This window comes from Pantoea sp. CFCC18177, from assembly GCF_059412425.1.
In genome coordinates this window covers 53,057-77,349 of sequence record NZ_JBNBPL010000017.1, presented here as the reverse complement: position 1 = coordinate 77,349, position 24,293 = coordinate 53,057, and the positions used below count along the sequence as shown (strand labels likewise).

Sequence of the window (24,293 nt, the reverse complement as noted above, 5' to 3'; positions counted from 1 at the left end):
TTCTGGTATGCTTGCCGCGCTTTGCTAACAAGAGGCTTTAAGTTGTCTATGTCAGGTTGGCGTAAACTTTATTACAAATTATTGAATTTACCACTCTCTATTTTGGTAAAAGGTAAGGTCATTCCGACCGATCCTGTCTCCGAACATGGGATCGATCCGACACGTCCGGTGATGTACGTTTTGCCTTATGATTCAAAGGCAGACTTACTGACACTGCGGGCGCAATGTCTGAAACATGATCTGCCGGATCCCCTGGCCCCCTTAGAGATCGATGGTACTCTACTGCCGCGCCACGTGTTTATTCACGATGGTCCGCGCGTTATCCCCTATTTCGTGGCCAATCCAGAATCCGTGAAGCTGTTTCACGATTACCTCGATTTGCACCGCAGTAACCCTGATCTCGACGTTCAAATGTTGCCGGTTTCGGTGATGTTTGGTCGCGCACCAGGACGCGAAATCCAGGGTGAAGCCACGCCACATCTGCGCATGATGAATGGTATAGAGAAGTTCTTCGCCATTCTGTGGCACGGCCGTGACAGTTTTGTGCGCTTCTCGCCGACCGTTTCCCTGCGCCAGATGGCGACGGAACACGGTACCGATAAGTCTATTGCACAGAAACTGGCGCGCGTGGCCCGCATTCACTTTGCGCGTCAACGCCTGGCGGCGGTGGGCCCGCGCTTGCCCGCACGTCAGGATCTGTTCAACAAACTGCTGCAATCCAAAGCGATTGAGAAAGCAGTGGAAGACGAAGCGCGCAGCAAAAAGATTTCCCATGAGAAAGCTCAACAGAACGCCATCGAGATGATGGAAGAAGTGGCTGCGGACTTCTCCTATGAAGCCATTCGCGTCACTGACCGTGTGATGGGCTGGCTGTGGAGTCGTCTCTATCAGGGCATCAATGTCAATGGTGGCGAACGTGTGCGTCAGCTGGCGCAAGACGGCCATGAGATTGTCTATGTGCCCTGCCACCGCAGCCACATGGACTACTTGCTGCTCTCTTATGTGCTGTATCACCAGGGCCTGGTGCCCCCGCACATTGCAGCCGGTATTAACCTGAATTTCTGGCCTGCGGGTCCGATTTTCCGTCGTCTTGGCGCTTTCTTCATTCGCCGTACCTTCAAAGGCAACAAGCTCTACTCCACGGTGTTCCGCGAATATCTGGGCGAACTGTTCAGCCGCGGATATTCGGTTGAGTATTTCGTGGAAGGTGGGCGTTCACGCACCGGTCGCTTACTCGATCCTAAAACCGGCACGCTGTCGATGACCTTGCAGGCCATGCTGCGCGGTGGTAGCCGCCCTATCACGTTTGTGCCGATCTACATCGGTTATGAACACGTGATGGAGGTGGGCACTTACGCGAAAGAGCTGCGCGGTGCGGCTAAGGAAAAAGAGAGCTTCCTGCAGATGGTGCGCGGCTTGCGTAAATTGCGCAATCTTGGTCAGGGCTATGTCAACTTCGGCGAACCTTTGCCGCTGATGAACTACCTGAACAAAAACGTGCCGGAATGGCGTGATGCAATCGATCCGATTGAGCCACTGCGTCCAGCCTGGATGACACCCACCGTGAATGATATCGCGGCGCGTTTAATGGTGCGCATCAATGAAGCCGGCGCCGCTAATGCCATGAACCTGTGTGTTACGGCACTGCTGGCATCGCGTCAGCGCTCGCTCACCCGCGAACAGTTGATTGAACAGCTCGAGTGCTATACCCAGCTGCTGCGTAATGTGCCGTATTCGCCAGAAGCAACGGTTCCGGATATGAGCGCCGAAGCGCTGCTTGACCATGCCATGGGCATGAACAAGTTTGAGACCGAAAAGGACAGCATCGGCGACATCATTATCCTGCCGCGCGAACAAGCGGTGTTGATGACCTACTATCGCAACAACATCCACCACATGCTGGTGATGCCGTCGCTGATTGCCGCCATCGTGCAGCAGCATCGTGAAGTCGATGAAGCGGAACTGCTGCGTCAGGTTAGCCTGGTCTATCCGATGCTGAAGAGTGAACTGTTCCTGCGCTGGGATAACGCCGAGCTGCCTGCGTTGTTGAACGCACTCAGTGCTGAGATGGCGCGACAAGGGCTGATTACTTTGCAGGAAGGTCAGCTGCGCATGAACCCTGCGCGTCATCGTTCACTGCAGTTGCTGGCAGCCGGTATCCGCGAAACCTTACAACGTTTTGCTATTACCTTTGCCATTCTGAGTGCCAAGCCAACGATTAACCGCGGTACGCTGGAGAAAGAGAGCCGTACTTTGGCTCAACGTCTATCGGTGTTGCACGGCATTAACGCACCGGAGTTCTTCGATAAAGCTGTCTTCACGACCTTAGTGCTGTCACTGCGTGACGAAGGGTACATCAGTGATTCGGGTGATGCCGATGCAGAGCGTACTCATATCATGTGGCAGATGCTGGCAGAGCTGGTTACCAGCGATGTGCGTCTGACCATTGAAAGCGCGGTTACTCACGAGTAATGCCTGTTAGAGGCGCACCTGGGTGCGCCTCTACATCAAAACAGATCAATAAACGGCTGGGTATTCAGCAACACCCCGATAAACATCACCAAACCCACATAGTTGTTATTCAGGAACGCCTGGAAGCAGGGATCGCGCTCGCGCTGGGCAATCAGCTTTTGCTGATGCACAAATAAAGCACCCGCCAGCAACAATGACCAGTAAAACGCGCCATTCAGACTCAGCATCCAACCCACCAGCGCCATCAGGCCCAGCGTCGCCAGCTGCAACAAGCCAATGATCAGCTTGTCGTAACGCCCAAACAGAATCGCCGTAGATTTCACGCCAATCTTCAGGTCATCATCACGATCGACCATCGCGTATTGGGTGTCATAGGCCACTGTCCAGCAGATGTTCGCAAAGAACACCAGCCAACAAACAAGTGGTAAGGACTCACTAACTGCCGCCCATCCCATCGGAATTGCCCAGCCAAAGGCTGCGCCCAAAACCACCTGCGGCAAATGGGTAAAGCGCTTCATAAACGGGTAAACCCACGCCAGCGCCAGGCCGCCAAATGACAGCAGAATCGTCATGCGATTCATGGTCAGTACCAGCGCAAACGCCAACAGACCGAGCACCACGAACAGTATCTTGGCCTCTTTCTCCGTCACCGCGCCACTCGCCAGCGGCCTCGAAGCCGTGCGCTTAACGTGGCCGTCAACTTTGCGATCCGCGTAGTCATTGATGACACATCCCGCGGCACGCATGACAAACACACCCAGCACAAACACCACCAGCACGGACAACGGCGGCACGGCCATGCCTGACAGCCACAGTGCCCACATCGTTGGCCACATCAGCAGCAGGGTGCCAATCGGCTTATCAATGCGCATCAGGCGGCGATAGGCCTGCCATTTGGTCATGGTTAAGGTTTTTTCCACAGGTCTTTATCCTTGCTCCAGCGCGCGATACAGCGGCGACGCCGGTAAAAACAGTTCAGTTAACATCAGCGGCTTGCCCGACAAACGCAGGCGAGAACGGCGTCCCCATAAATCCTCGACCTGACCGGGATCGATAAAATCACGGCTAAGGGTTGAGGAAGCAAACAAATAGCGACCCAGCGGACGGGTGCCGAGATTTTGCAGCATCAGCTCGGGGCCATTCAGCGTGCTTTCAGGCACCACCGTACGGCCAATTAACCAAGGCTCACCATCACCGCAGAGCACGATCTCACGCAGCCAAAATCGTTCGTCAGCAGGCAGGAACTCCGCTTCTTGCGCCATTTCGTCGGCACGGATAAAGCTTTCGCGGATCAGTTCAACCGTGACTTTCTGGCAATGTTGCTCGAAACGACGCGTCATCGAGTCTTCTTCCAGCAACCAGTCAAGTAATGGGGGCGAGAGTAAGGGGGAAGAGGCTGGCAGCCAGTGCAGTGCGCGTAACTGGCGCAGCGCTTGATGCGACATCAGGACATCTCCGGAAAAAAAGTTGCCCTAGTTTAGCGCAGAGAAACCGACGTGGCACTGTTGGTTGTGCCACGTCAGGAAGAAGATGTTATTCGCGCTTTAAGCGATTGCTGTTCGCCAGCCACAACGTGATGACCAGAATCAAGATCGCCGCCGAATAATAGAGCGTATCGAACGGATTTTTATGGTCAACGATGATCAGGCGGATAATCGCGGTGATACCGATATAAATAAAATAACGCAGCGGGAAGTGATAGCCCGACTGGAAATACTTCACGATCAGCGCGATAAATTCGAAATAGAGAAAGTAGATGACGATCCCTTCAATCAGCAGGTAAGAAGAGGCCTGCTCACCGGTGCTGAACAGTACCGTGGCTAAATGAATCGTCTCTTTCCCCAAAAACACCACGAGGATGATGGCCAGAATCACCAGGCCAATATTCAGAACCCACTGCTATACCGAAGCAATAAGCTGCCCCGGTGCTGATTTTGTTGTCATTTTTTGCGCCTTATCGTACGAGAACTCTCTGGCGCTATCATGCTGTAGTGTGATCGAAATCACAATATGCTACACATCAACATCCACACAGAGCGCGTCGTAGCGCCAGTACTCACAATCGCAATCGATCACCCTGCGCTGCCGATCGCGGTTGATGCGGGTGATCAGCAAACCTGGCGTCCCGCTGGCCACATTCAGCGCGGGTGCGGCTCTTGCGGGTAGCGGTCCGGGAAGAATGGTGAAACGCGCGCCACCGTAACGAATGCCGTAACGCTGATCGTAAAGGTCTGTGATGGAACGCGTGAGGTCTTCATCTAATAGACCGGGGAAAAATGCCGGGTTGAGGTAGTGCTCAACATACAACACCGCACGGCCATCAATGCGTCTCAAGCGGCGGATGCGGTAAACCTTGTCACCCTCCAGCAGATTTAAATGCCGCGCGATAGCCAGCTGTACAGGCACTTCCCGCGCTTCAATCACTTCGGTGGTCGCCACCCGTCCCTGCTCAGCGGCCATCGCATGAAAATGGCTGTGATGAGCCGGGTTATAGACCAGCCGCGGGGGCGCCAGAAACCAACCGCGACGCAGTTCGCGATAAATAATCCCCTGCACTTCCAGCAAGCCAAGCGCTTCACGCAGCGTAATGCGCGTGGTGGAGTAGTGTTCGCTCAGGTTCCGCTCTGCTGGCAGGCGTCCGCTGGCAAATTCACCGTTTTCAATGCGTTCGCACAATGCTGCGGCAATCACGTCCGCCGTTTTCGACGACATTTTACAGCCTCTTATTAGTGCAATATCTGCACTATGACAGTTCGATGACTACAATATGACAAGCATATCCCACGCTTTAGCGCGCCGTATCCGCATGTGGAGCTGCGTGCCACACCACATTTCACCACCATGGTCATAAAACCTTCATCTGATCGGGCTAAATTGGCTCGGTTCTTGCTGGACTAGACCAAGACGTCCCACAACTTACACCCGGAGCCACTGAGATGAAAGCGTTTATCTCCTCTGTAGTAGCCAGTGCCGTACTGCTTGCGCTGCCCGCCGCGCACGCCGCCGATAACGACCTTGCCGCGCTGGAAAAAGCCGCGCGTGCTGAAGGACAAGTCAATAGCGTGGGTATGCCAGACAGCTGGGCAAACTGGAAAGACACATGGAATGACATCAGCAGCAAATATGGCCTGAAGCACAGCGACACTGATATGTCGTCTGCGCAGGAGTTGGCGAAATTTGATGCAGAGAAAGAGAACGCCAGCGCCGATATCGGTGATGTGGGCGCGGCCTTTGGCCCTATCGCGGTCACCAAAGGTTTGGCACAGCCTTATAAACCTACGCACTGGGATCAGATCCCGAGCTGGGCGAAAGACAGCGAAGGCAACTGGATGCTGGCTTACACCGGCACCATCGCTTTCCTGATCGACAAGCAGCAGGTGAAAGATGCACCGCACAGCTGGGCCGATCTGAAGAAAGGTAAGTATGTGGTTACTATCGGTGACGTCGGCGTGGCTGCTCAGGCGGCTAACGGCGTACTGGCCGCTAACTATGCGATGGGCGGTGATGAGAAGAACCTGAAACCGGCGCTGAATTTCTTCGGTGAGCTGGCAAAAGAAGGCCGTTTGGGCGTGACCGATCCGGTGATTGCCAACATTGAGAAAGGCGAGATTCAGGTTGCCGTGGTATGGGACTTTAACGGTCTGAACTACCGCGATCAGATTGACAAAAATCGCTACGAAGTGGTGATCCCATCTGATGGTTCGGTGATTTCCGGCTATACCACCATCATCAACAAATACGCCAAACACCCGAACGCCGCCAAGCTGACGCGTGAATATATCCTGTCCGATGAAGGTCAGATTAACCTGGCAAAAGGCTATGCACGTCCGATTCGTGCCGAGCATTTAACCCTGCCAGCCGATGTGCAGGCCAAACTGCTGCCGCAGTCTGAGTATAAAAATGCCCGTCCGATCAAAGACCAGGCTGCATGGGATAAGACCTCCAAAATGCTGCCGCGTCTGTGGCAAGAGAACGTCATCATTAATATGAAGCAGTAATTTTGCACACGCCGTAGCGGCGCGATTTATCGCGCATATCGTTAATCAATGCGCAATGAATTGCGCCGCTACGCATAGTGCCGGCAATTTGAATGATGTAAGGAACGGGAATGAAAACAATCCTGGTGGTACTGGATGGGCTGAGCAATCAGGTGGCGCAGCATGCGATGGGCTATCTGTTCGCGGAATGCAAACAGGGTAACGGCCAATATTACACCTTAACCTGCGAGCTGCCTTCGCTGTCGCGCCCGCTGTATGAATGCATACTTACCGGGATTCCGCCGGTGCAGAGCGGGATTATTCATAACGGCGTTAACCGCTTAAGTAACCAGCGCAGCATCTTCCACTATGCACGTGCAGCCGGATTAACCACGGCCGCAGCGGCGTATCACTGGGTGAGTGAGCTTTACAATCAATCTCCGTTTAATGCCGCGCGCGATCGCCACACCCTAGCGCCTGAACTGCCGATTCAGTACGGCCATTTCTACTGGGACGACGGTTATCCCGACTCCCACCTGTTTGAAGATGCCGAGAGTTTGCGTCTTAATCACGATCCCGACTTTTTACTGATTCACCCGATGAATATTGACGATGCCGGCCATAAGCACAGCCTGTCATCGCCGCAATATCGCAACCGCGCACGCATGGCTGATGGTTACTTATCGCAATGGATGCCGGGCTGGCTGGCTGCGGGCTATCAGGTGATTGTCACCGCCGATCACGGCATGAACGATGACCGATCGCATGGCGGGATTCTACCGGAAGAGACGCAGGTGCCGCTGTTTGTGTTCGGCGCAGGCTTCTCACGCCAGCCCGACCTTGAACCGCAGCAGACCGAATTGTGCGGTATCGTCTGCTCTTTGCTTGGCGTCCCACACGATAAACCGGTATGCCGTGGCCTGCTGGCGGAGCCGCAATAATGAAGGGCAAAACCCTCGCCTCGCTGTTGCTCATCCCGTTCGCGATTTTTTGGGTCGCATTCCAGCTAGCCCCGTTGTTATGGATTGCCATCAACAGCTTCTGGAGCGACATGAATGAGCGCTGGGGCATTGATAACTATAGCGATATCCTCACCTCGCCGTTTTATCTGCAGGCGTTTCGCCTGTCACTCGACATCTCCATCTGGTCGAGCATTTACGGCCTGCTGATTTCATTGATTGCCGGGTATTCGCTGCATCAACTGGGCGAAGGCCGTTTTCAACGTTTCCTGATGTCTTTCACCAACATGACCAGCAACTTCGCCGGCGTACCGCTGGCGTTTGCCTTTGTCATTTTGCTGGGGATGAACGGCTGCCTGACGCTGCTGCTGCGCCATTACGGCATGCTGGAGGGGTTTAAACTGTTTTCCCGTGACGGCATGGTGCTGGTGTATACCTGGTTCCAGATCCCACTCGGCATTCTGCTGCTCTATCCCGCCTTTGATGGATTGCGCAAAGACTGGGAAGAGTCGGCTGCGTTGCTCGGTGCCAGCCGCTGGCGCTACTGGTGGCATATCGGTTTACCGATTCTGTTCCCGGCACTACTGGGTACTTTCGTCATTCTGCTGGCCAACGCGCTGGGTGCCTACGCCACCATTTATGCGTTGACCACCGGCAACTTTAACGTAGTACCGGTCCGTATTGCCGCGCTGGTGTCAGGTGATATCTCACTCGACCCAAATACCGGCGGGGCGCTGGCAATGCTACTGGTGCTGATCATGGCGCTGATTACCGTGGTGCAGCAGTATCTGGTGCGCCGCAGTTATCTCAACGCGAAATCACAGGAGTAGAACGTGTCTCGCGCGGAAAAAATTTACCATCGCCTGATTATCTGGCTACTGCTGATCATCCTGGCCGCGCCGCTGCTGGCGACGCTGCTGTATGGCATATCCACGGACTGGAGCGACACCATTCTGCCGCAGGGCTTTACCCTGAAGTGGCTAACGGCGCTGTGGAGCGATCCTCGCTTCCTGACGGCACTCGGCCATTCGCTGCTGATTTGCTTCGGCGCTTTGCTGTTCTCCTTAGTACTGGTGCTGCCTGCGATGTTTGTAATCGCTTACTATTACCCAAGACTGGATGCAGTGATGAACGTGCTGATTCTGATGCCGTTTGCCGTGCCGCCGGTGGTGTCGTCAGTAGGTTTACTGCAGCTTTATTCATCGTCGCCGTTAATGATCACCGGCACGCCGTGGATTCTAATTGGCTGCTACTTCACCATTGCCCTGCCGTTTATCTATCGCGCAATCGCCAACAACATGCAGGCCATCAACCTAAAAGAGCTGATTGATGCCTCACACCTGCTGGGTGCCAGCACCTGGCAGGCAGCCCTGTTTGTGGTGCTGCCTAACCTGCGCAAAGGGGTGTTCATTGCCGTGTTGCTGTCGTTCTCTTTCCTGATAGGTGAGTTTGTATTCGCTAACCTGCTGGTCGGCACCCGCTATGAAACCTTGCAGGTGTATCTCTACAACATGCGCAATGGCAGCGGCCACTTCACCAGTGCTTTAGTGATCTCCTATTTTGCTGTCGTCCTGCTGGTCACCTGGCTGGCGAATGCCCTCAATCCTGAACGAGGCTGACCATGAGTTATCTGAACGTCACCCAGCTGAACAAAAGCTACGGCCCTACCAGCATCTTTGAAAATATCGATTTCAGCGCCGAGGAAGGCGAGTTTGTGACCCTGCTCGGCCCCAGCGGCTGCGGCAAATCCACGCTACTGCGCTGCATCGCCGGGTTAACTGATGTGGATAGCGGGAAAATTCTGTTGCAGGGTCAGGATATCGTGCCGTTGCCGCCGCAGAAGCGCACCATCGGTATGGTGTTCCAGAGCTACGCCCTATTCCCCAATATGACGGTCGAGAAGAACGTGGCGTTCGGCCTGAAAATGCAAAAGCTGGGCAGCAGCGATATTCAAAAGCGTGTGATGGAAGCGCTGGCGCTGGTGGAACTCACCGATTTCGCCCGCCGCTATCCCCATCAACTTTCCGGTGGTCAATGCCAGCGCGTGGCCCTGGCGCGTTCGCTGGTGACGCGCCCGCGTCTGCTGTTGCTGGATGAACCGCTTTCGGCACTCGATGCCCGTATTCGCCGCCATCTGCGCGAACAGATTCGCCACATTCAGCAGGAGCTGAAGCTCACCACCATTTTCGTCACCCACGATCAGGAAGAAGCGCTGACGCTGTCGGACCGTATCGTGTTGATGAACCGTGGCAAAATCGTGCAAAACGGCAATGCTGAAGCGCTCTACACTCAGCCTGCCGACCTGTTTGCCGCCGGTTTTATCGGCAACTACAACCTGCTGAGTGCCGAACAGGCGACGCAACTCACCGGACAGACCTTTAGCGGCCAGGTGGCGATTCGCCCTGAATCGATCCGCTTGAGTGCACCACAGGAGGGGATTCCAGCCACCATCATCAGCCACAGTCTGCTGGGTAACGTGATCCGTTACCGTGTATTAGCGAACAATGTCGAGTTATCGGTTGATGTACTGAACCGCAGCGTGGCAGATTTGCACCCTGCTGGCATGCAAATTGGTCTACAGTTAGAAATGTCGACGTTGCGCCAGGTCGCTTAAATTTAACGAAAAATTGGCAACGCAACGCGGCAGAAATTTGTCCCGGTTGCGCTCACCGTCAGGCGGCTAACCGCATGATTACAGCCTGACGGAAGAGGAGCCAGCCAACGTGTTAACCCTACTCAATCTCTTGTCTGCCGTGGCCCTGCTGGTATGGGGCACGCACATTGTGCGTACCGGCATTATGCGCGTTTACGGTGCCGATTTACGGCGCGTGCTCAGCCGCAGCGTGGAACGGAAGCCGATGGCGTTCCTCGCGGGCATTGGCGTCACCGCGCTGGTGCAAAGCAGCAATGCCACCACCTTACTCGTCACCTCGTTTGTGGCGCAGAATCTGGTGAGTCTCACCCCCGCGCTGGTGGTGGTGCTCGGCGCTGATGTCGGTACCGCTATTATGGCGCGCATACTGACCTTCGATCTCTCTTGGCTTTCGCCGCTGTTTATCTTCTTTGGCGTGGTGTTTTTCCTCAGTCGTAAGCAGACGCGTGCCGGACAAATGGGCCGCGCAGCGATTGGCCTGGGGCTGATATTGCTGGCGCTGCAACTGATTGTCGCCGCTGCCAAGCCCATCACCCAAGCGGCTGGCGTACAGGTGCTGTTCTCAACATTGACCGGCGACATCATGCTGGATGCACTGATCGGTGCGGTGTTTGCCATCATCAGTTATTCCAGCCTCGCTGCAGTCCTGATTACCGCGACACTCACGGCGGCAGGCGTGATCTCTTTTAAAGTCGCACTCTGTCTGGTGATCGGGGCTAACCTCGGCAGCGGCTTACTGGCGATGATCAATGCCAGTGGCTCAAATGCCGCAGGCAAGCGTGTCGCGCTCGGCAGCCTACTGTTTAAGTTGATTGGCAGCCTGGCGATTCTGCCGTTGGTGAATTACGTTGCCGATGTGCTGGATAAACTGCCGGTGAACGATGAAGAGTTGGTGATCTTCTTCCACGTCTTCTACAACCTGATTCGCTGTCTGATTATGGTGCCCTTTGCCGAACCGATGGCGCGACTGTGCCGACGGATGATCGCAGACGACCCAGACAATGAGACCCATTTAAAACCGAAACACCTCGACAGCAGCGCCCTGGATACCCCCGCGCTGGCGCTGGCTAATGCCTCACGCGAAACGCTGCGTATTGGTGATGTGGTGGAACAGATGATGGAATCGTTCAATAAGGTGGTACACGGCGAATTGCGTGAAGAGCGCGCCGTGCGGCGACTGGATGATGATGTCGATGTGCTGTATACCGCGATCAAACTTTATCTGGCGCGCATGCCAAAAGAAGATCTCGCAGAGGAAGACTCTCGCCGCTGGGCAGAAATCATTGAGATGGCGTTAAACCTTGAACAGGCAGGCGATATCATTGAACGCATGTGCGCGGACGTGGCGGATAAATCTCTGCACGCCCGCCGCGCCTTCTCGACGGAAGGACTGGAGGAATTGAATACCCTACAAGAGCAGGTGGTGAATAACCTTCGCCTCAGCTTGTCGGTGTTTTTATCTAAAGACATCACCAGCGCGAAACGTCTGCGTCGCTCCAAGCACCGTTTTCGCATTCTGATTCGCCGCTTCTCACATGCGCACGTTGAGCGCTTGCATCAACAGAACGTGCAGAGCATTGAAACCAGTTCGCTGCATCTGGGGTTATTAGGGGATATGAAGCGCCTGAATTCGCTGTTCTGCGCGGTGGCGTATACGGTGCTGGACCAGCCGGATGATGAGCGGGAAGAGGATTGACGGCCAGGTCGCCATTAATGGCGCCATCAGCTGGTTGCGGTGTTCGGCAAGGTCGCCATAAATGGCGACCCTACGGGCGGAAATATGTGGGTTTTGTAGGGTGCGCATTCATGCGCACCTGGATAAATTACGACAACAAGCTAAACGCGATCATCCCGACAATCGCACCGGTGGTGCCCAGGATGGTTTCCATCAGCGTCCAGGTCTTCAGCGTTTCACCTTCGGTCGCACCGGTAAAGCGGCCAAACAGCCAGAACCCGGCATCGTTCACGTGGCTGATAATGATTGAACCGCCGCCGATACAGATCGACAGTGCCGCCAGCTGCGCGCCGCTGTAGTGCAGCGGCTCAATCACCGGCATCACTAAACCGACAGTGGTTAAACAGGCAACGGTTGCTGAACCCTGAATCACGCGGATCGCGCCAGAGAGAATAAAGCACGCCAGCGCAATCGGCATCCCGGCACCGGTCAGCGCGTGGCCCAATACCGGGCCCACGCCAGAATCCACCAGCACCTGCTTAAACACGCCGCCCGCACCGATCACCAGCAGAATAATCCCCGCCGGTTGCAGTGCGCTGCCGCACACTTGCATCACCTTCTCTTTATCCATGCCCTGACGATAGGCCAGGCCATAAATCGCCACCAGGCACGCCAGCAGGATGGCGGTGAACGGATGGCCGATAAACTCCAGCCACTCATACAAGCGTGAATCCGGCGTGGTAAAGCGCGCACCAATGGTTTTCAGGCCGACCAACAGCAACGGGAACAGAATCAGTGCCAGACTGAAGCCAAACGACGGCAACTTGCCCTCTTCCACTTCTGGTTGATGATCTTCGGGCGGCGCACTGAAGCTGACATGGCGGGCAATGAAGTTACCGAACAGCGGCCCCGCGATCAGCATGCCCGGAATCGCCGCACACAGACCGAGCAGTATCATCCAGCCAAAATCCGCGTGCATCTGTGAAGCCAGCAGCATCGGCGCAGGTCCTGGCAGGAGAAAAGCCGCCGAGGCCGCTACCCCGGCAAACAGCGGAATCACCAGCTTGACCAGATTGCCTTGAGTACGCCGAGCCACCGCAAAAGCGATGCTAATCAGCAACACCACCGCCACCTCAAAGAACAGCGGCAGCGCACAGATCAATCCGGCGATCCCCATCGCGTAGTGAGCACGGTTTTCACCAAAGGCTTTCAGCATACGGATAGCAATCTGATCGACCGCGCCGGTTTCATGCAGGATTTTGCCAAACATCGCGCCCAGCGCCACCACAATGGCGAGAAACCCGAGCGTTCCCCCCATGCCTTTTTGCATGGTGTCGGCAATTTTATCCAGCGGCATGCCAGAGAACAGACCGGCACCAATCGAGACTAACATCAGGGCGACAAAGGCGTGCATACGCGCTTTCATCACCAAAAACAGCAGCAGCAGGACAGAGCCTGCTGCGGTTAACACCAGCGTTGCGGTACTCATCACTAACCCTTGTTGATTGCTTCCTCAATGGTCGCAACCGTGGCCGCAACGACTTCATCCAGTGAATGATTAATATCAACCACCAGTACATCGGGCTCGTCGGCCCCAGGTTCTTGCAAGGTTTCAAACTGCGTGACCAGCATCTGCGGCTTAAAGAAGTGACCTTTACGCGCTTTCAGACGGGATTCGATGGTCTCAAAATCACCTTTCAGATAGATGAATTTCAGATTCTGATTGCCCTGGCGCAGGATGTCGCGATAGGACTTTTTCAGCGCCGAGCAAACAATAATGGAAATGGCCTGGGTACGCTGCATGGCGAACGCGGCATCATTCAGTGCCTGCAACCACGGCTGACGATCGTTATCGTCCAGCGGATGACCGTCGGCCATTTTCATGATGTTGCTGCGCGGATGGAGGAAATCTCCATCAAGGAAGGCGGTGCTCAGTTGATGAGAAACCTGATTGGCGACAGCAGACTTTCCGCTGCCGGAAACGCCCATCAGGATAAAGACGTGGTGCGATGGAGATGGCGTAGTCATTGTTTTGCGCTCCGGCAGTTGCCCTGCCAATGTTACCGATAACAAATTTGATTATCATTGTCGGAGCCCACTGCAGGACTGGCAACCCTTGTTAGGCGGAAAAGCACGAAAGTGTGAACTGACTCAAATAATCGCCAAAATCAGATGCTGCCACCTTCAGCAATTTCAAACCCAACATCCAGTGGCTCAGTCACGCTGGTATCACCGCCAATCCGCGCCAGCAGCATCGCTGCTGATTCACGCCCCATACGCTCACGCGGCGTCAACACCGTGGCAAGCCGCGGCGTGACCACTTGCGTAATATCGTGGCCGTGGAAACCGGCAATCGCCATCTGCTCAGGCACGCGTAATCCCTGGCGCTGGCACTCAAACATCGCACCCACGGCCAGGTCATCATTGGTACAGAACAGACTGTCGGTTTTGGGATGGCGCTTCTGCGCTTCACGCAGCAACTGTGCACCGGCGCTAAATGAAGAGGCATCTTCCATCATCACACTGTGCGGGGTTAATCCCGCTTCACGCATCGCTTGCTCGTAACCCTGCTGTTTTTGCAGGGTACGTTCATCAAGACGAGCACCGAGGTAAACGGTGTGAGAATGGCCTTTTTTCAGGATAGCATGCGTCATCTGACGCGCGGCTTCGACGTTATCAAAACCCACCGCCATATCGAGGCATGGCGTGACGCAATCCATCATTTCAATCACCGGGATGCCCGCCACTTCCAGCATGCGCAGCGTGCCTGGTGTGTGGGTGCGCTCAGTGAGGATCACGCCATCAATGTTCCAACCCAGCAGTGAACGTAGCTGTAGCTCTTCTTTCTGTGGGTTATAGCCGAAGTGCGCCACCAGCGTTTGATAACCGGCTTCATCGGTGACGGTTTCGATACCGCGTAGTACGTCGGCGAAAACCTGGTTGGTAAGTGAAGGCAGTAACACACCAATCGCCCGGCTGGTAGCGTTAGAGAGCATATCGGGGGCGCGGTTAGGGATGTAACCCAGCTCATCAAGCGCCACGGCGATCTTATCGCGCAGTGCCGCAGAGACCTGATCGGGGTTACGCAGGTAGCGGCTGACAGTCATTTTTGTGATGCCGACGCGATCGGCAACGTCCTGTAATACCGGTCTTTTCTTCTTCATCGTATGCGCCTGAGGTCAGAGATACGATGAGTCTATCATTTTTTTGTCATTTTCAGGCTGTGCGGAAAATCGTAGATTCCCGCACAACCCGGTGCGCATCAATGCGCACGCCACCAAAACGTAGGGTCGCCATTTATGGCGACCGAACAGGTTTCACTGGCAAGCTCTTACACTGGCGGCAAATCAAACAACAGAATCTCGGCATCGCTGTCGGCTGTCAGCGTCAGCGCGCTTTCATCCCAGATCGCCAACGCATCGCTGGTGCCGACTTGCTCGCCATTCACGCTCACCAGACCTTTCACCACCTGAATCCATACGCGGCGGCCGGCTTCGATAGCCACATCATCCGTTTCACCTTCAGCAAACACCCAGCGCGATAAGGTCATATCCTGGAACACTTTCAGTGAACCTTCACGCTCATCCGGTGACAGCACAAACTGGCGGCCTTTGACATCAGCAAAGCGGCGCTGCGCATAGCGTGGCTCAATCCCTTTGCGCTCTGGAATGATCCAGATCTGATACAAATGCAGCGGATCGCTGGCGCTGGCGTTATATTCCGAGTGACGCACGCCGGTGCCCGCACTCATGATCTGGAACTCACCTGCCGGGATCTGCTCTTTGTTGCCCATGCTGTCCTGATGCTCAACCGTACCCGAGAGCACATAGGTTAGAATTTCCATGTCTTTATGCGGATGGGTACCAAAACCCTGACCGCCATCAATCACATCTTCATTGATAACGCGCAGGGCGGAGAAGCCCATAAAGTTGGCATCGTAATAATCCGCGAAGGAAAAAGTGTGCCAGCTATCCAGCCAACCGTGATTGGCGTGACCGCGTTCTTCAGCTTTGCGTACGTAGATCATGTTCAATTCTCCTCAATGTTTTTTACAGTGTGGACCTGAGGTGAATCTATTGATAGCTGAAAAACTTCACGCCTCTGTTCAAATAATATGAAAATGATTTGTGCACCCTGCAGGCGAATAATCCGGTACGAAAATGAGTGATATGCTGTCAAAAAATTAACTTATATCGACTTCAGAACAAAATTCATGCAAGCCATGCTTTAAGTCACATTATTAGCGATAAAAAGACTTATAAAATCTTTAAATAACATATTAACTCTTAATAAATATTAATACTTAACAATAATATAAATTAAATACTCGATTTTAACGTCATGATTACTCGGTTTTATCGTCTTTGCGTTTTTTATCCTTTCATTATCATGCACGACTTTAAGAATAAAAAAGGATAGGATCATGACGGATCAAGTCAATACAACGCCACCACGTCCCATTGAGCGATTCTTAAATGCTGTTGAATGGCTCGGCAATTTACTCCCTCACCCCATCACCTTATTTGCCCTGTTTTCACTGATCATCGTTGTCACATCGGCGATTGCGGCCTCCTTAGGCGTGAGCGTACTTGATCCCCGGCCAGCAGGTGCGGCAGGGCGCACTGCAGATGGCATGATTCATGTGGTCAGCCTGATGAACGCTGAGGGCCTGCAACGTATCGTGAGCAATCTGGTGACCAATTTCACTGGCTTTGCTCCTTTGGGCACGGTACTGGTCGCGCTGCTGGGCGTCGGCATTGCCGAGCAATCAGGCCTGCTGTCAGCCGCAATGCGCACTTTGGTGTTCAACGCGCCGAAAAAGCTGATCACGTTCACGGTGGTGTTCGCGGGTATCGTCTCTAACACTGCTGCTGAGCTTGGCTACGTGGTGCTGATCCCCTTGGCAGCGATGATTTTCCACTCACTGGGACGACATCCGCTGGCCGGGCTGGCAGCCGCTTTCGCCGGGGTTTCCGGAGGCTACAGTGCAAACTTATTGCTGGGTACCATTGATCCACTGCTGTCAGGAATTACCCAAAGCGCCGCGCAAATTATCGACCCCACTTACAGCGTTGGGCCAGAGGTCAACTGGTACTTTATGTTCGCCAGCACCTTCTTCATCTCAATATTAGGCACCTGGATCACCAACAGCATTGTCGAGCCCAAGTTGGGGCAATATCAGGATAGCGAAGGTGACGCCGTACGCGGTGAGATGGGTGAACTCTCTTCCGCTGAACGCCGCGCACTGAAAGGCGCAGGCTGGACCGTCTTAGGGGTTACGCTGATACTGGCGCTGACGGTTATACCGGGTTATGGCGTATTATTGAACCCTAAAACGGGTACGCTGGCGGGCTCGCCTTTCCTCAAAGGCATTGTGGTATTTATCTTCGTGTTCTTCGCCATTCCCGGTTACGTCTACGGCCGCATGATGGGAAATATGCGCAGCGACCGAGATGTGATCAATGCCATGTCCACCAGCATGAGCAGCATGGGCATGTATATCGTGCTGGTATTTTTTGCCGCCCAGTTTGTCGCCTTCTTTAACTGGAGCAACTTCGGTACCGTGGTGGCGGTGAAAGGCGCCAACCTGCTCTCTTCGCTGGATATGAGCGCACCGTTGCTGTTTGTGTGCTTCATTATGATATGCGGTTTCATCAACCTGATGATTGGCTCCGCCTCTGCGCAGTGGGCAGTCACCGCGCCGATCTTCGTTCCGATGTTAATGCTGGTCGGTTTCGCACCGGAAGTGATCCAGGCGGCTTATCGCATTGGTGATTCCGTCACCAATTTGATCACACCAATGATGAGCTATTTCGGCTTAATTATGGCCGTGGCGGCGCGCTATCGTCGTAATATGGGCATCGGCACCTTAGTGGCCATGATGCTGCCCTATTCCGTGGTGTTTATGATTGGCTGGACGTTGCTGTTCGTGGTGTGGGTATTTGTGTTCAATCTCCCGGTCGGGCCGGGGGCGGCAACCTGGTACACCATTTAAGAGGCAAAAAAAAAGCCAGCACCCGAGCTGGCTAAGAAACACTGGAAGCAATGTGAGCAATGTCGTGCTTACCCGGTTGTCAGGAGACGTTCCCGAGTCCGCATGACAATAATAATCATTATCATTCGCGTCTGTAAACCCTTTTTGCGATTTATTTTTGATTGACGCGTTGCGAGAATTCCTTGATGTTAAAGGGGATTTTATTCACTTTGCACAAGGAGTCGCCTTATGAGTCAAGTCACTGTTCGTCATGCCACCCCCGAAGATGCTGCGGCCTTAACCCGCCTTTATAGCCAGCCAGAGACCCAGGCTGGCACACTGCATCTTCCTTATCAGTCACCTGTGCTGTGGCAGGAGCGCCTAAATGATCTGCGCCCTGGTCAGCACCGCCTGGTGGCCTGCATTGATGAACAAGTGGTAGGGCAACTCACGCTGGATGGGATCACCGTGGCGCGTCGTCGACACGTGGCATCGATTGGCATGGGTGTTGATCCGGCTTTTCACCGTCGTGGCGTGGGCTCCGCGCTGATGGCGGCGATGATTGACCTGTGCGACAACTGGCTGCAGGTAACGCGTATTGAGTTAACGGTGTTTGCCGATAACCACAAAGCGATTGGCTTGTATCAGAAGTTTGGCTTCGAGATTGAAGGCACCGCGAAGCGTTTTGCCATACGCGATGGCGAAATGATTGATACGCATTACATGGCACGATTGAAATAAATCCAGGTGCGCATCAATGCGCACCCTATAAAAGGGTCGCCATTAGTGGCGACCCCACTTTTCTAATACCCCGCACTCAAATCATCCACCGAACGCGGATCGGATGCGCCATAACGCATACCATCCGGCCCGATCATAATGCTCTGTGTGCTACCCATCGCCGGCAGGACTTTCACATGCTGACCTTTGGCCTCCAGCAAGCGCAGCGTATCCGGGCTGAAGCCTTTCTCCACGCGGAGCTGATCTGGCAACCACTGATGATGGAAGCGCGGCGCGTTAGTGGCTTCCGCTACGTTCATACCGAAATCGATGCTGTTCACCACCATTTGCAGCACGGTGGTAATAATTCGGCTACCGCCTGGGCTGCCGGTCACCAGCCAGGTTTTTCCGTCTTTCGCCACAATCGTCGGTGACATCGATGACAGCGGACGCTTGGCCGGTTGCACCGCATTGGCCTCACCGCCCACTAAGCCATACACGTTTGGCGTACCCGGTTTGGCGGAGAAATCATCCATTTCGTTGTTCATCAGGATGCCGCTCTGCCCGGCAACAATGCCGCTACCGAAGTAGGTATTCAGCGTATAAGTCACCGCTACCGCATTGCCGTCTTTATCCACCACCGAGAAGTGCGTGGTTTGGTTGCTTTCGTAAGGTTCCAGTTTACCCGGTTTGATTTCACTGGAAGGACGCGCTTTGTTGACGTCGATCTGCTGCGCCAGGGTTTTGGCGTAGGCTTTGCTGGTCAACGCCTGCTGCGGCACTTTGACAAAATCAGGGTCACCCAAATACTCCGAGCGATCGGCATAGGCGTATTTCTCCGCTTCCGCCATCACCTGCATCGCATCGGCGCTGCCAAAGCCCCACTTCGCCAGATCGAAGTTTTCCAGGATATTGAGGATCTGCACGATATGAATACCGCCAGAAGATGGCGGTGGCATGGAGAACACCTCATAGCCACGATAGGTGCCACTCACGGGTTTGCGCTCCACCGCGCGATAGGCGGCCAGATCCGGCTTACCGATCAAACCACCGTGCTGCGCCATTTCGCCCGCGATCTCATCGGCGATTTTGCCTTTGTAGAAGGCATCTGGCCCCTGCTGAGCGATCAGTTGCAGGCTGTGCGCGAGGTTCTTCTGCACCAGACGATCGCCTTTCTGATAAGGCTGACCATCCGCTTTGTAGAAGATCGCACGGCTGTTGTCGTGGTTGATAAGAGTCTCTTTACCGTAGGTCGCCAGGTCATCAGCCAGCGCATCGTTGACGATAATGCCGTCACGCGCCAGCTTGATTGCCGGAGCCAGCAGTTTGCTCAATGGCAAGGTGCCATATTTCTGTGCGGCGAGCGCAAATCCCGCCACGGTGCCCGGCGTGCCAGAGGCTAAGTGCGAAGTCAGCGATAACTTCGGATCGGCGTTGCCCTGTTTATCGAGGAACATATCGCGCGAGGCACGGGCCGGAGCCATTTCACGGAAGTCGATGGCGGTCGTGCGGCCAGATGCGGTACGCAGCATCATAAATCCGCCGCCGCCCAGGTTGCCGGCCTGTGGATGCGTCACGGCCAGCGCAAATCCAACCGCTACCGCCGCATCCACGGCGTTACCGCCCTGCTTAAGAATATTGACGCCCACTTCCGTTGCTATCGCATCCACGGACGCCACCATGCCGTGCTTCGCCTTCACCGGGTGGAAGGTATCGCTATCTACGCCATAGGAGACCGGCGGAGCGCTGGCAGGCGCGGCCTGTGCGCCCTGCACCACGGTAAAACTCATGAGTAACGCCCAGCCAATCTGGCGCATGCTGCCCTGTTTTCTCATCCTGCTATCATCCTTTTCAGTTGTTTACATTTGTTATGAACTGATGCAAGTGTTTGCAAACACGATAGAAAACTGTAGCAGTAAGCCAAATTCGGTGCACTCCTGGTGATGGACTTTGTGACATCGCATAAACTTATAGATGCAGCCACTCCCTCACACAGCAGGCTGCATTAATGGAGGAATACCATGAAAAAATGGCTAATTGTGATTGCCGCGTTGCTGCCACTGAGCGGCATGGCGAATATGCTGAATAACACCAGCGAGCCCTACAAACCCGGCTACAACCCGAGCCAGCAACGGATGCAGACGCAAATGCAGGTCCAGCAGCAGCAACAGCAGCAAAAATTGCGTCAGGATCAGCAACAGCAAAATCAGGAATTGCAGCGCAAAATGCAGGAACGGCGGGACAGTGCCCAGCAGCGCGTGATTCAGCAGCAGCCGGGCCAGCAGAGCGGGAATTAACGGAAGTCCGGGCCGATAATGTCGATGCGATCGGTGCAGATGGCGTCGACACCCCAGCTTAACAGCTCGAGCGCTCGCGCGGGCTGATTCACGGTGTACACCAGAATGTGTAATCCGGCGGCTTTCAGCTGCGCGGTGCGCTCAGCATCCAACAATTTGTGATTCAGATGGATGGAAACACAGCCCAGCGCCGACGTCAGCGTTAACCAGTCATCGTGCCATTCATCCAACAGCAATCCGCGAGGCAGTTCAGGTACCGCCTGCATCGCCGCTTCCAGTGCGTCATAAGAGAAGGAAGACAACAGCGGTGCCGTTTGCCCCTGCCAGAGTTCGCGGGCAGCTAGCGCCACATCACGTCCGGTTTCCTGCTCTTTGCCCGTGGTGGGTTTGATCTCGATGTTCGCCATCATCTGATGCTGGCGACAGCGTTCAGCTACGTCACGCAGCAGTGCCAGGGGTTCGCCCTCATACTCGCGGCTGTACCAGCTCCCCGCATCGAGCTGCGACAACTTACTCCATGACAGATCGCCTGCTACTCCCCAGCCGTTGCTGGTGCGGTCCAGCGTGTCGTCATGCAGCAGGAATACCTGCTTATCCTCTGACAGCTTGGCATCAAACTCGATCATGGTATGACCGTACTGCGCGCCGACATCAATCGCCGCAAGGGTATTTTCCGGGGCCAGTTTACCGCCGCCGCGATGGGCGACAATCTGTGGGTAGGGCCAGTTTTCTGCACTCATTCCAGACGCTTTCCATGGGTAGAATCGAAGAAGTGTAACGCATCTGGCGGCAGATGTAGCCACAAGGAGCTGCCCGATGCCGGACGCTCGCTGTGTGGCAAACGCACCACCAGTCGTGTATTGCCAATGCGACCGTGTGCGAGGTTATCCGCACCTAACATCTCCAGTGTATCCACCACCAGCGGAATTCCCCCAGCGGCTTGCGAGCTGAGCACCAGATGTTCAGGACGAATACCCAGCGTCAGCGGGCGGTTTGCCCATTTGGCTTTGCTTTCGCCCAGCGGCAAACTGTTGAGCGCATCCAGGGTAAAGCGGGTGCCATCGCTGTTGATCTGGCCTGGCAGCAGGTTCATCGCTGGCGCACCAATGAAGGAAGCGACAAACTGGCTGGCGGGGCGTTCATACACTTCGACTGGCGTGCCAACTTGCTCCACGACGCCTTTGTTCATCACCATGACGCGCTGTGCCAGCGTCATCGCTTCCACCTGATCGTGCGTCACGTACAGGCTGGTGGTTTTCAGACGACGATGCAGCTGTTGCAACTCAAGGCGCATCTGTACACGCAGGCGCGCATCAAGGTTCGACAGCGGTTCATCAAACAGGAACACCGCCGGTTCACGCACGATGGCGCGGCCCATCGCCACACGCTGACGCTGGCCACCGGAAAGCTCACGCGGACGACGCGCCAGCAGGTGATCCAGCTCCAGGCTGCGTGCCGCTTCCATGACACGCTGATCAATTTGCTCTTTGCCCATGCCGCGAATTTTCAGGCCATACGCCATGTTTTCGCCCACCGTCATGTGCGGATAGAGCGCGTAGTTCTGGAACACCATGGCAATACCACGATCTTTCGGTTCCATGTTGGTCACGCGTTTGTCGTCGATATAGATATCGCCCGAGGTCACACGTTCCAGGCCTGCCACCATGCGCAGCAGCGTTGATTTACCGCAGCCAGAAGGGCCGACCATCACCATAAATTCGCCATCGTTGATGGTGATGTTGAGTGGCTGGATGATCTGATTTTTGCCGTCATACGATTTCGTGACGGTCTGAAGGGTTACGCCTGCCATTTATTTATCACTCTCCACCAGGCCACGTACAAAGGCACGTTGCATCACGAGTACCACCACCACCGGTGGGATCAGGGTTAATAACATTGCCGCCATCACTTCATTCCACTGCGTAGGGCCGCCGCTGGTGTTGATCATACTTTTCACCCCGGCCACTGCGGTGCTGAGTGAAGGGTCGTTGATGATCAACAGCGGCCACAGATACTGGTTCCAGCCGTAGATAAAGGTGATCACGAACAGGGCGGCGAGATTGGTTTTGGACAGCGGTAACACGATGTCCCAGAAGAAACGCATCGGGCTGGCGCCATCAATACGTGCCGCCTCAATCAGTTCGTCCGGCAGTGACATAAAGAACTGGCGGAACAGGAAGGTGGCGGTGGCAGAGGCCATCAACGGCAGCGTTAAGCCACTGTAGCTGTCGAGCATGTGCAGGTTTGAAATCACTTCTACCGTGGGGAAGATACGCACTTCAACCGGCAGCATCAGCGTGATGAAAATCAACCAGAAGAACAGCGTGCGCAGCGGGAAGCGGAACCACACCAGCGCGAACGCGGAGAGCATCGACACCGCAATTTTGCCCACGGTGATGCCAAGCGCCATGATCAGGCTGTTCATCATCATCATGCCAAATGCCGGACCACTGCCGTTAACGCCCTGCGTCCAGATGCGTGAGATGTTGTCCCACAGGTGCGTACCTGGCACCAGCGTCATCGGCACCTGATACACCGCTTCGTTATCCAGCGTTGCCGCCACAATCGCCACGTACAGCGGGAAGAGAATGGTCAGCACGCCGAGCACCAGCAAGGTATGGCTGAAGATATCCAGCCCGCGTCGATTTTCAATCATTGGTATTGCACCTTACGCTCGACAAAGCGGAATTGCAGGATGGTCAGGCCAATCACCAGCAGCATCAGCACCACCGACTGGGCGGCAGAGGATGAGAGATCCAACCCGGTAAAGCCTTCACGGTAGATTTTGTAAATCAGCGTGGTGGTGGCCTGCACCGGACCACCGCCCGTGGCGGCATCGATCACCGGGAAGGTATCGAAGAAGGCATACACCAGGTTAACCACCAGCAGGAAGAAACTCACTGGCGTAATCAGCGGCAGTGACAGGTTGAAGAAACGGCGCACCGGTCCGGCGCCGTCAATCGCCGCCGCTTCCACCAGCGATTTTGGAATCGACTGCAGCGCGGCGAAGAAGAACAGGAAGTTGTAGCTCATCTGCTGCCAGATAGAGGCCAACACGATCAGGAACATCGCCTGACCACTGTTTTGCGCGTAGTTCCAGTTGTAGCCAATCTGGTTCAACAGGTGGCTGAACAGGCCAAGGCCGGGATTGAACAGGAACATCCACAGTACGGCCGCCACCACGGGCGCAACGGCGTAAGGCAGCAGCAATAAGGTTTGATACAGCTTTTTCAGACGCACCACGTAATCAACCAGCGCCGCCAGCAGCAGCGAGAAGGTCATGCCGCACACCGTGACCAGTGCGCTGAACTCAATGGTGGTCCAGAAAGAGTCGAGATAATAGCTGTCATTAAACAAGCGCTTGAAGTTGTCCAGACCGACAAAGGTGCTGGATATGCCAAAGGGATCGATGCTTTGCAACGAATACCACAGCGCTTCCCCGGCAGGCCACAGGAAGAAAATGGCGGTGATCACCAGCTGCGGTGCGACCAGCAAATAGGGCAGAAAACGGGATCGAAAAACGGGGCGTGATGAGGACATAACAGACTCGCCAAAGAGAAATCGGG

At 54.8% G+C, this 24,293-nt stretch carries 23 protein-coding genes; 10 read left to right on the top strand and 13 right to left on the bottom strand.

Annotated elements, in window-relative coordinates; all coding sequences use genetic code 11:
- Nucleotides 1-48 precede the first annotated feature (48 nt).
- Nucleotides 49-2,472: a glycerol-3-phosphate 1-O-acyltransferase PlsB gene (gene plsB / locus ACPUC8_RS17260; RefSeq protein WP_494926887.1), complete on the top strand. Its 2,424-nt coding sequence runs from the start codon at nt 49-51 to the stop codon at nt 2,470-2,472.
- Nucleotides 2,473-2,507: 35 nt separating this feature from the next.
- Here the strand turns inward: plsB and ubiA are convergent, their stop codons facing one another.
- The 4 genes from ubiA to ACPUC8_RS17240 all read right to left on the bottom strand — a co-directional run bounded on the left by ubiA (nt 2,508) and on the right by ACPUC8_RS17240 (nt 5,184).
- Nucleotides 2,508-3,374: a 4-hydroxybenzoate octaprenyltransferase gene (ubiA, locus tag ACPUC8_RS17255; protein WP_201023809.1), complete on the bottom strand. Its 867-nt coding sequence runs from the start codon at nt 3,372-3,374 to the stop codon at nt 2,508-2,510.
- 24 nt (nt 3,375-3,398) lie between these two features.
- Complete coding sequence (gene ubiC, locus ACPUC8_RS17250; RefSeq protein ID WP_494926886.1) at nt 3,399-3,917, bottom strand: chorismate lyase; 519 nt, start codon at nt 3,915-3,917, stop codon at nt 3,399-3,401.
- An 88-nt stretch (nt 3,918-4,005) separates the two neighbouring features.
- Nucleotides 4,006-4,362 (bottom strand): phosphate-starvation-inducible protein PsiE, encoded by a 357-nt coding sequence (gene psiE / locus ACPUC8_RS17245; protein WP_494926901.1) that lies wholly within the window; start codon nt 4,360-4,362, stop codon nt 4,006-4,008.
- 123 nt (nt 4,363-4,485) lie between these two features.
- Nucleotides 4,486-5,184, bottom strand: coding sequence for a UTRA domain-containing protein (locus ACPUC8_RS17240; RefSeq protein ID WP_494926885.1), 699 nt, complete (start codon nt 5,182-5,184; stop codon nt 4,486-4,488).
- A 224-nt stretch (nt 5,185-5,408) separates the two neighbouring features.
- On the opposite strand from ACPUC8_RS17240, the gene ACPUC8_RS17235 reads away from it, so the two are divergent.
- The 6 genes from ACPUC8_RS17235 to ACPUC8_RS17210 all read left to right on the top strand — a co-directional run bounded on the left by ACPUC8_RS17235 (nt 5,409) and on the right by ACPUC8_RS17210 (nt 11,757).
- Complete coding sequence (locus tag ACPUC8_RS17235) at nt 5,409-6,470, top strand: ABC transporter substrate-binding protein (protein WP_039331679.1); 1,062 nt, start codon at nt 5,409-5,411, stop codon at nt 6,468-6,470.
- Nucleotides 6,471-6,580: 110 nt separating this feature from the next.
- Nucleotides 6,581-7,390, top strand: a complete 810-nt coding sequence (locus ACPUC8_RS17230) for an alkaline phosphatase family protein (protein ID WP_039331680.1) — start codon at nt 6,581-6,583, stop codon at nt 7,388-7,390.
- Nucleotides 7,390-8,238 (top strand): ABC transporter permease, encoded by an 849-nt coding sequence (locus ACPUC8_RS17225; RefSeq protein ID WP_058972258.1) that lies wholly within the window; start codon nt 7,390-7,392, stop codon nt 8,236-8,238. The genes ACPUC8_RS17230 and ACPUC8_RS17225 overlap by 1 nt, the downstream gene beginning before the upstream one ends.
- Before the next feature lie 3 nt (nt 8,239-8,241).
- Nucleotides 8,242-9,027 (top strand): ABC transporter permease, encoded by a 786-nt coding sequence (locus ACPUC8_RS17220; RefSeq protein ID WP_039331682.1) that lies wholly within the window; start codon nt 8,242-8,244, stop codon nt 9,025-9,027.
- Between the two features lie 2 nt (nt 9,028-9,029).
- Nucleotides 9,030-10,022, top strand: coding sequence for an ABC transporter ATP-binding protein (locus tag ACPUC8_RS17215; protein ID WP_039331684.1), 993 nt, complete (start codon nt 9,030-9,032; stop codon nt 10,020-10,022).
- Between the two features lie 109 nt (nt 10,023-10,131).
- The gene (locus tag ACPUC8_RS17210; RefSeq protein ID WP_058972260.1) at nt 10,132-11,757 is read left to right on the top strand and encodes a Na/Pi cotransporter family protein; all 1,626 of its coding nucleotides are present in this window, start codon (nt 10,132-10,134) and stop codon (nt 11,755-11,757) included.
- 127 nt (nt 11,758-11,884) lie between these two features.
- Here the strand turns inward: ACPUC8_RS17210 and gntU are convergent, their stop codons facing one another.
- The 4 genes from gntU to ACPUC8_RS17190 all read right to left on the bottom strand — a co-directional run bounded on the left by gntU (nt 11,885) and on the right by ACPUC8_RS17190 (nt 15,763).
- On the bottom strand, nt 11,885-13,225 hold the full coding sequence (gntU, locus tag ACPUC8_RS17205; protein WP_039331688.1) for a gluconate transporter: 1,341 nt from the start codon (nt 13,223-13,225) through the stop codon (nt 11,885-11,887).
- A gap of 2 nt (nt 13,226-13,227) precedes the next feature.
- Entirely contained in the window at nt 13,228-13,764 is a 537-nt protein-coding gene (gene gntK / locus ACPUC8_RS17200; protein ID WP_038649722.1) for a gluconokinase, read from the bottom strand.
- Nucleotides 13,765-13,904: 140 nt separating this feature from the next.
- Entirely contained in the window at nt 13,905-14,900 is a 996-nt protein-coding gene (gene gntR / locus ACPUC8_RS17195; RefSeq protein ID WP_039331691.1) for a gluconate operon transcriptional repressor GntR, read from the bottom strand.
- 167 nt (nt 14,901-15,067) lie between these two features.
- Nucleotides 15,068-15,763, bottom strand: coding sequence for a pirin family protein (locus ACPUC8_RS17190; protein ID WP_058972261.1), 696 nt, complete (start codon nt 15,761-15,763; stop codon nt 15,068-15,070).
- Nucleotides 15,764-16,159: 396 nt separating this feature from the next.
- Between ACPUC8_RS17190 and ACPUC8_RS17185 the strand changes: the two genes are divergently transcribed.
- Nucleotides 16,160-17,731 carry an AbgT family transporter gene (locus ACPUC8_RS17185; protein ID WP_039331695.1) on the top strand — a complete coding sequence of 524 codons (1,572 nt, stop codon included), beginning with the start codon at nt 16,160-16,162 and terminating at the stop codon, nt 17,729-17,731.
- Between the two features lie 228 nt (nt 17,732-17,959).
- Nucleotides 17,960-18,451 (top strand): GNAT family N-acetyltransferase, encoded by a 492-nt coding sequence (locus tag ACPUC8_RS17180; protein ID WP_039331697.1) that lies wholly within the window; start codon nt 17,960-17,962, stop codon nt 18,449-18,451.
- 62 nt (nt 18,452-18,513) lie between these two features.
- Here the strand turns inward: ACPUC8_RS17180 and ggt are convergent, their stop codons facing one another.
- Complete coding sequence (ggt, locus tag ACPUC8_RS17175; RefSeq protein ID WP_494926884.1) at nt 18,514-20,265, bottom strand: gamma-glutamyltransferase; 1,752 nt, start codon at nt 20,263-20,265, stop codon at nt 18,514-18,516.
- A gap of 186 nt (nt 20,266-20,451) precedes the next feature.
- On the opposite strand from ggt, the gene ACPUC8_RS17170 reads away from it, so the two are divergent.
- Complete coding sequence (locus tag ACPUC8_RS17170; protein WP_039331699.1) at nt 20,452-20,727, top strand: DUF2756 domain-containing protein; 276 nt, start codon at nt 20,452-20,454, stop codon at nt 20,725-20,727.
- Here the strand turns inward: ACPUC8_RS17170 and ugpQ are convergent.
- From ugpQ to ugpA, 4 genes are read right to left on the bottom strand one after another with little or no spacing between them, the layout of a single operon-like run.
- The gene (gene ugpQ, locus ACPUC8_RS17165; RefSeq protein WP_494926883.1) at nt 20,724-21,467 is read right to left on the bottom strand and encodes a glycerophosphodiester phosphodiesterase; all 744 of its coding nucleotides are present in this window, start codon (nt 21,465-21,467) and stop codon (nt 20,724-20,726) included. The two genes, ACPUC8_RS17170 and ugpQ, sit on opposite strands and share 4 nt — an antisense overlap.
- Complete coding sequence (locus ACPUC8_RS17160) at nt 21,464-22,537, bottom strand: sn-glycerol-3-phosphate import ATP-binding protein UgpC (RefSeq protein ID WP_039331701.1); 1,074 nt, start codon at nt 22,535-22,537, stop codon at nt 21,464-21,466. Before ACPUC8_RS17160 ends, ugpQ begins: the two co-directional genes overlap by 4 nt.
- Nucleotides 22,538-23,383 (bottom strand): sn-glycerol-3-phosphate ABC transporter permease UgpE, encoded by an 846-nt coding sequence (gene ugpE, locus ACPUC8_RS17155; protein WP_039331703.1) that lies wholly within the window; start codon nt 23,381-23,383, stop codon nt 22,538-22,540.
- Nucleotides 23,380-24,267, bottom strand: a complete 888-nt coding sequence (ugpA, locus tag ACPUC8_RS17150; RefSeq protein ID WP_039331705.1) for a sn-glycerol-3-phosphate ABC transporter permease UgpA — start codon at nt 24,265-24,267, stop codon at nt 23,380-23,382. The genes ugpE and ugpA overlap by 4 nt, the downstream gene beginning before the upstream one ends.
- Nucleotides 24,268-24,293 lie beyond the last annotated feature (26 nt).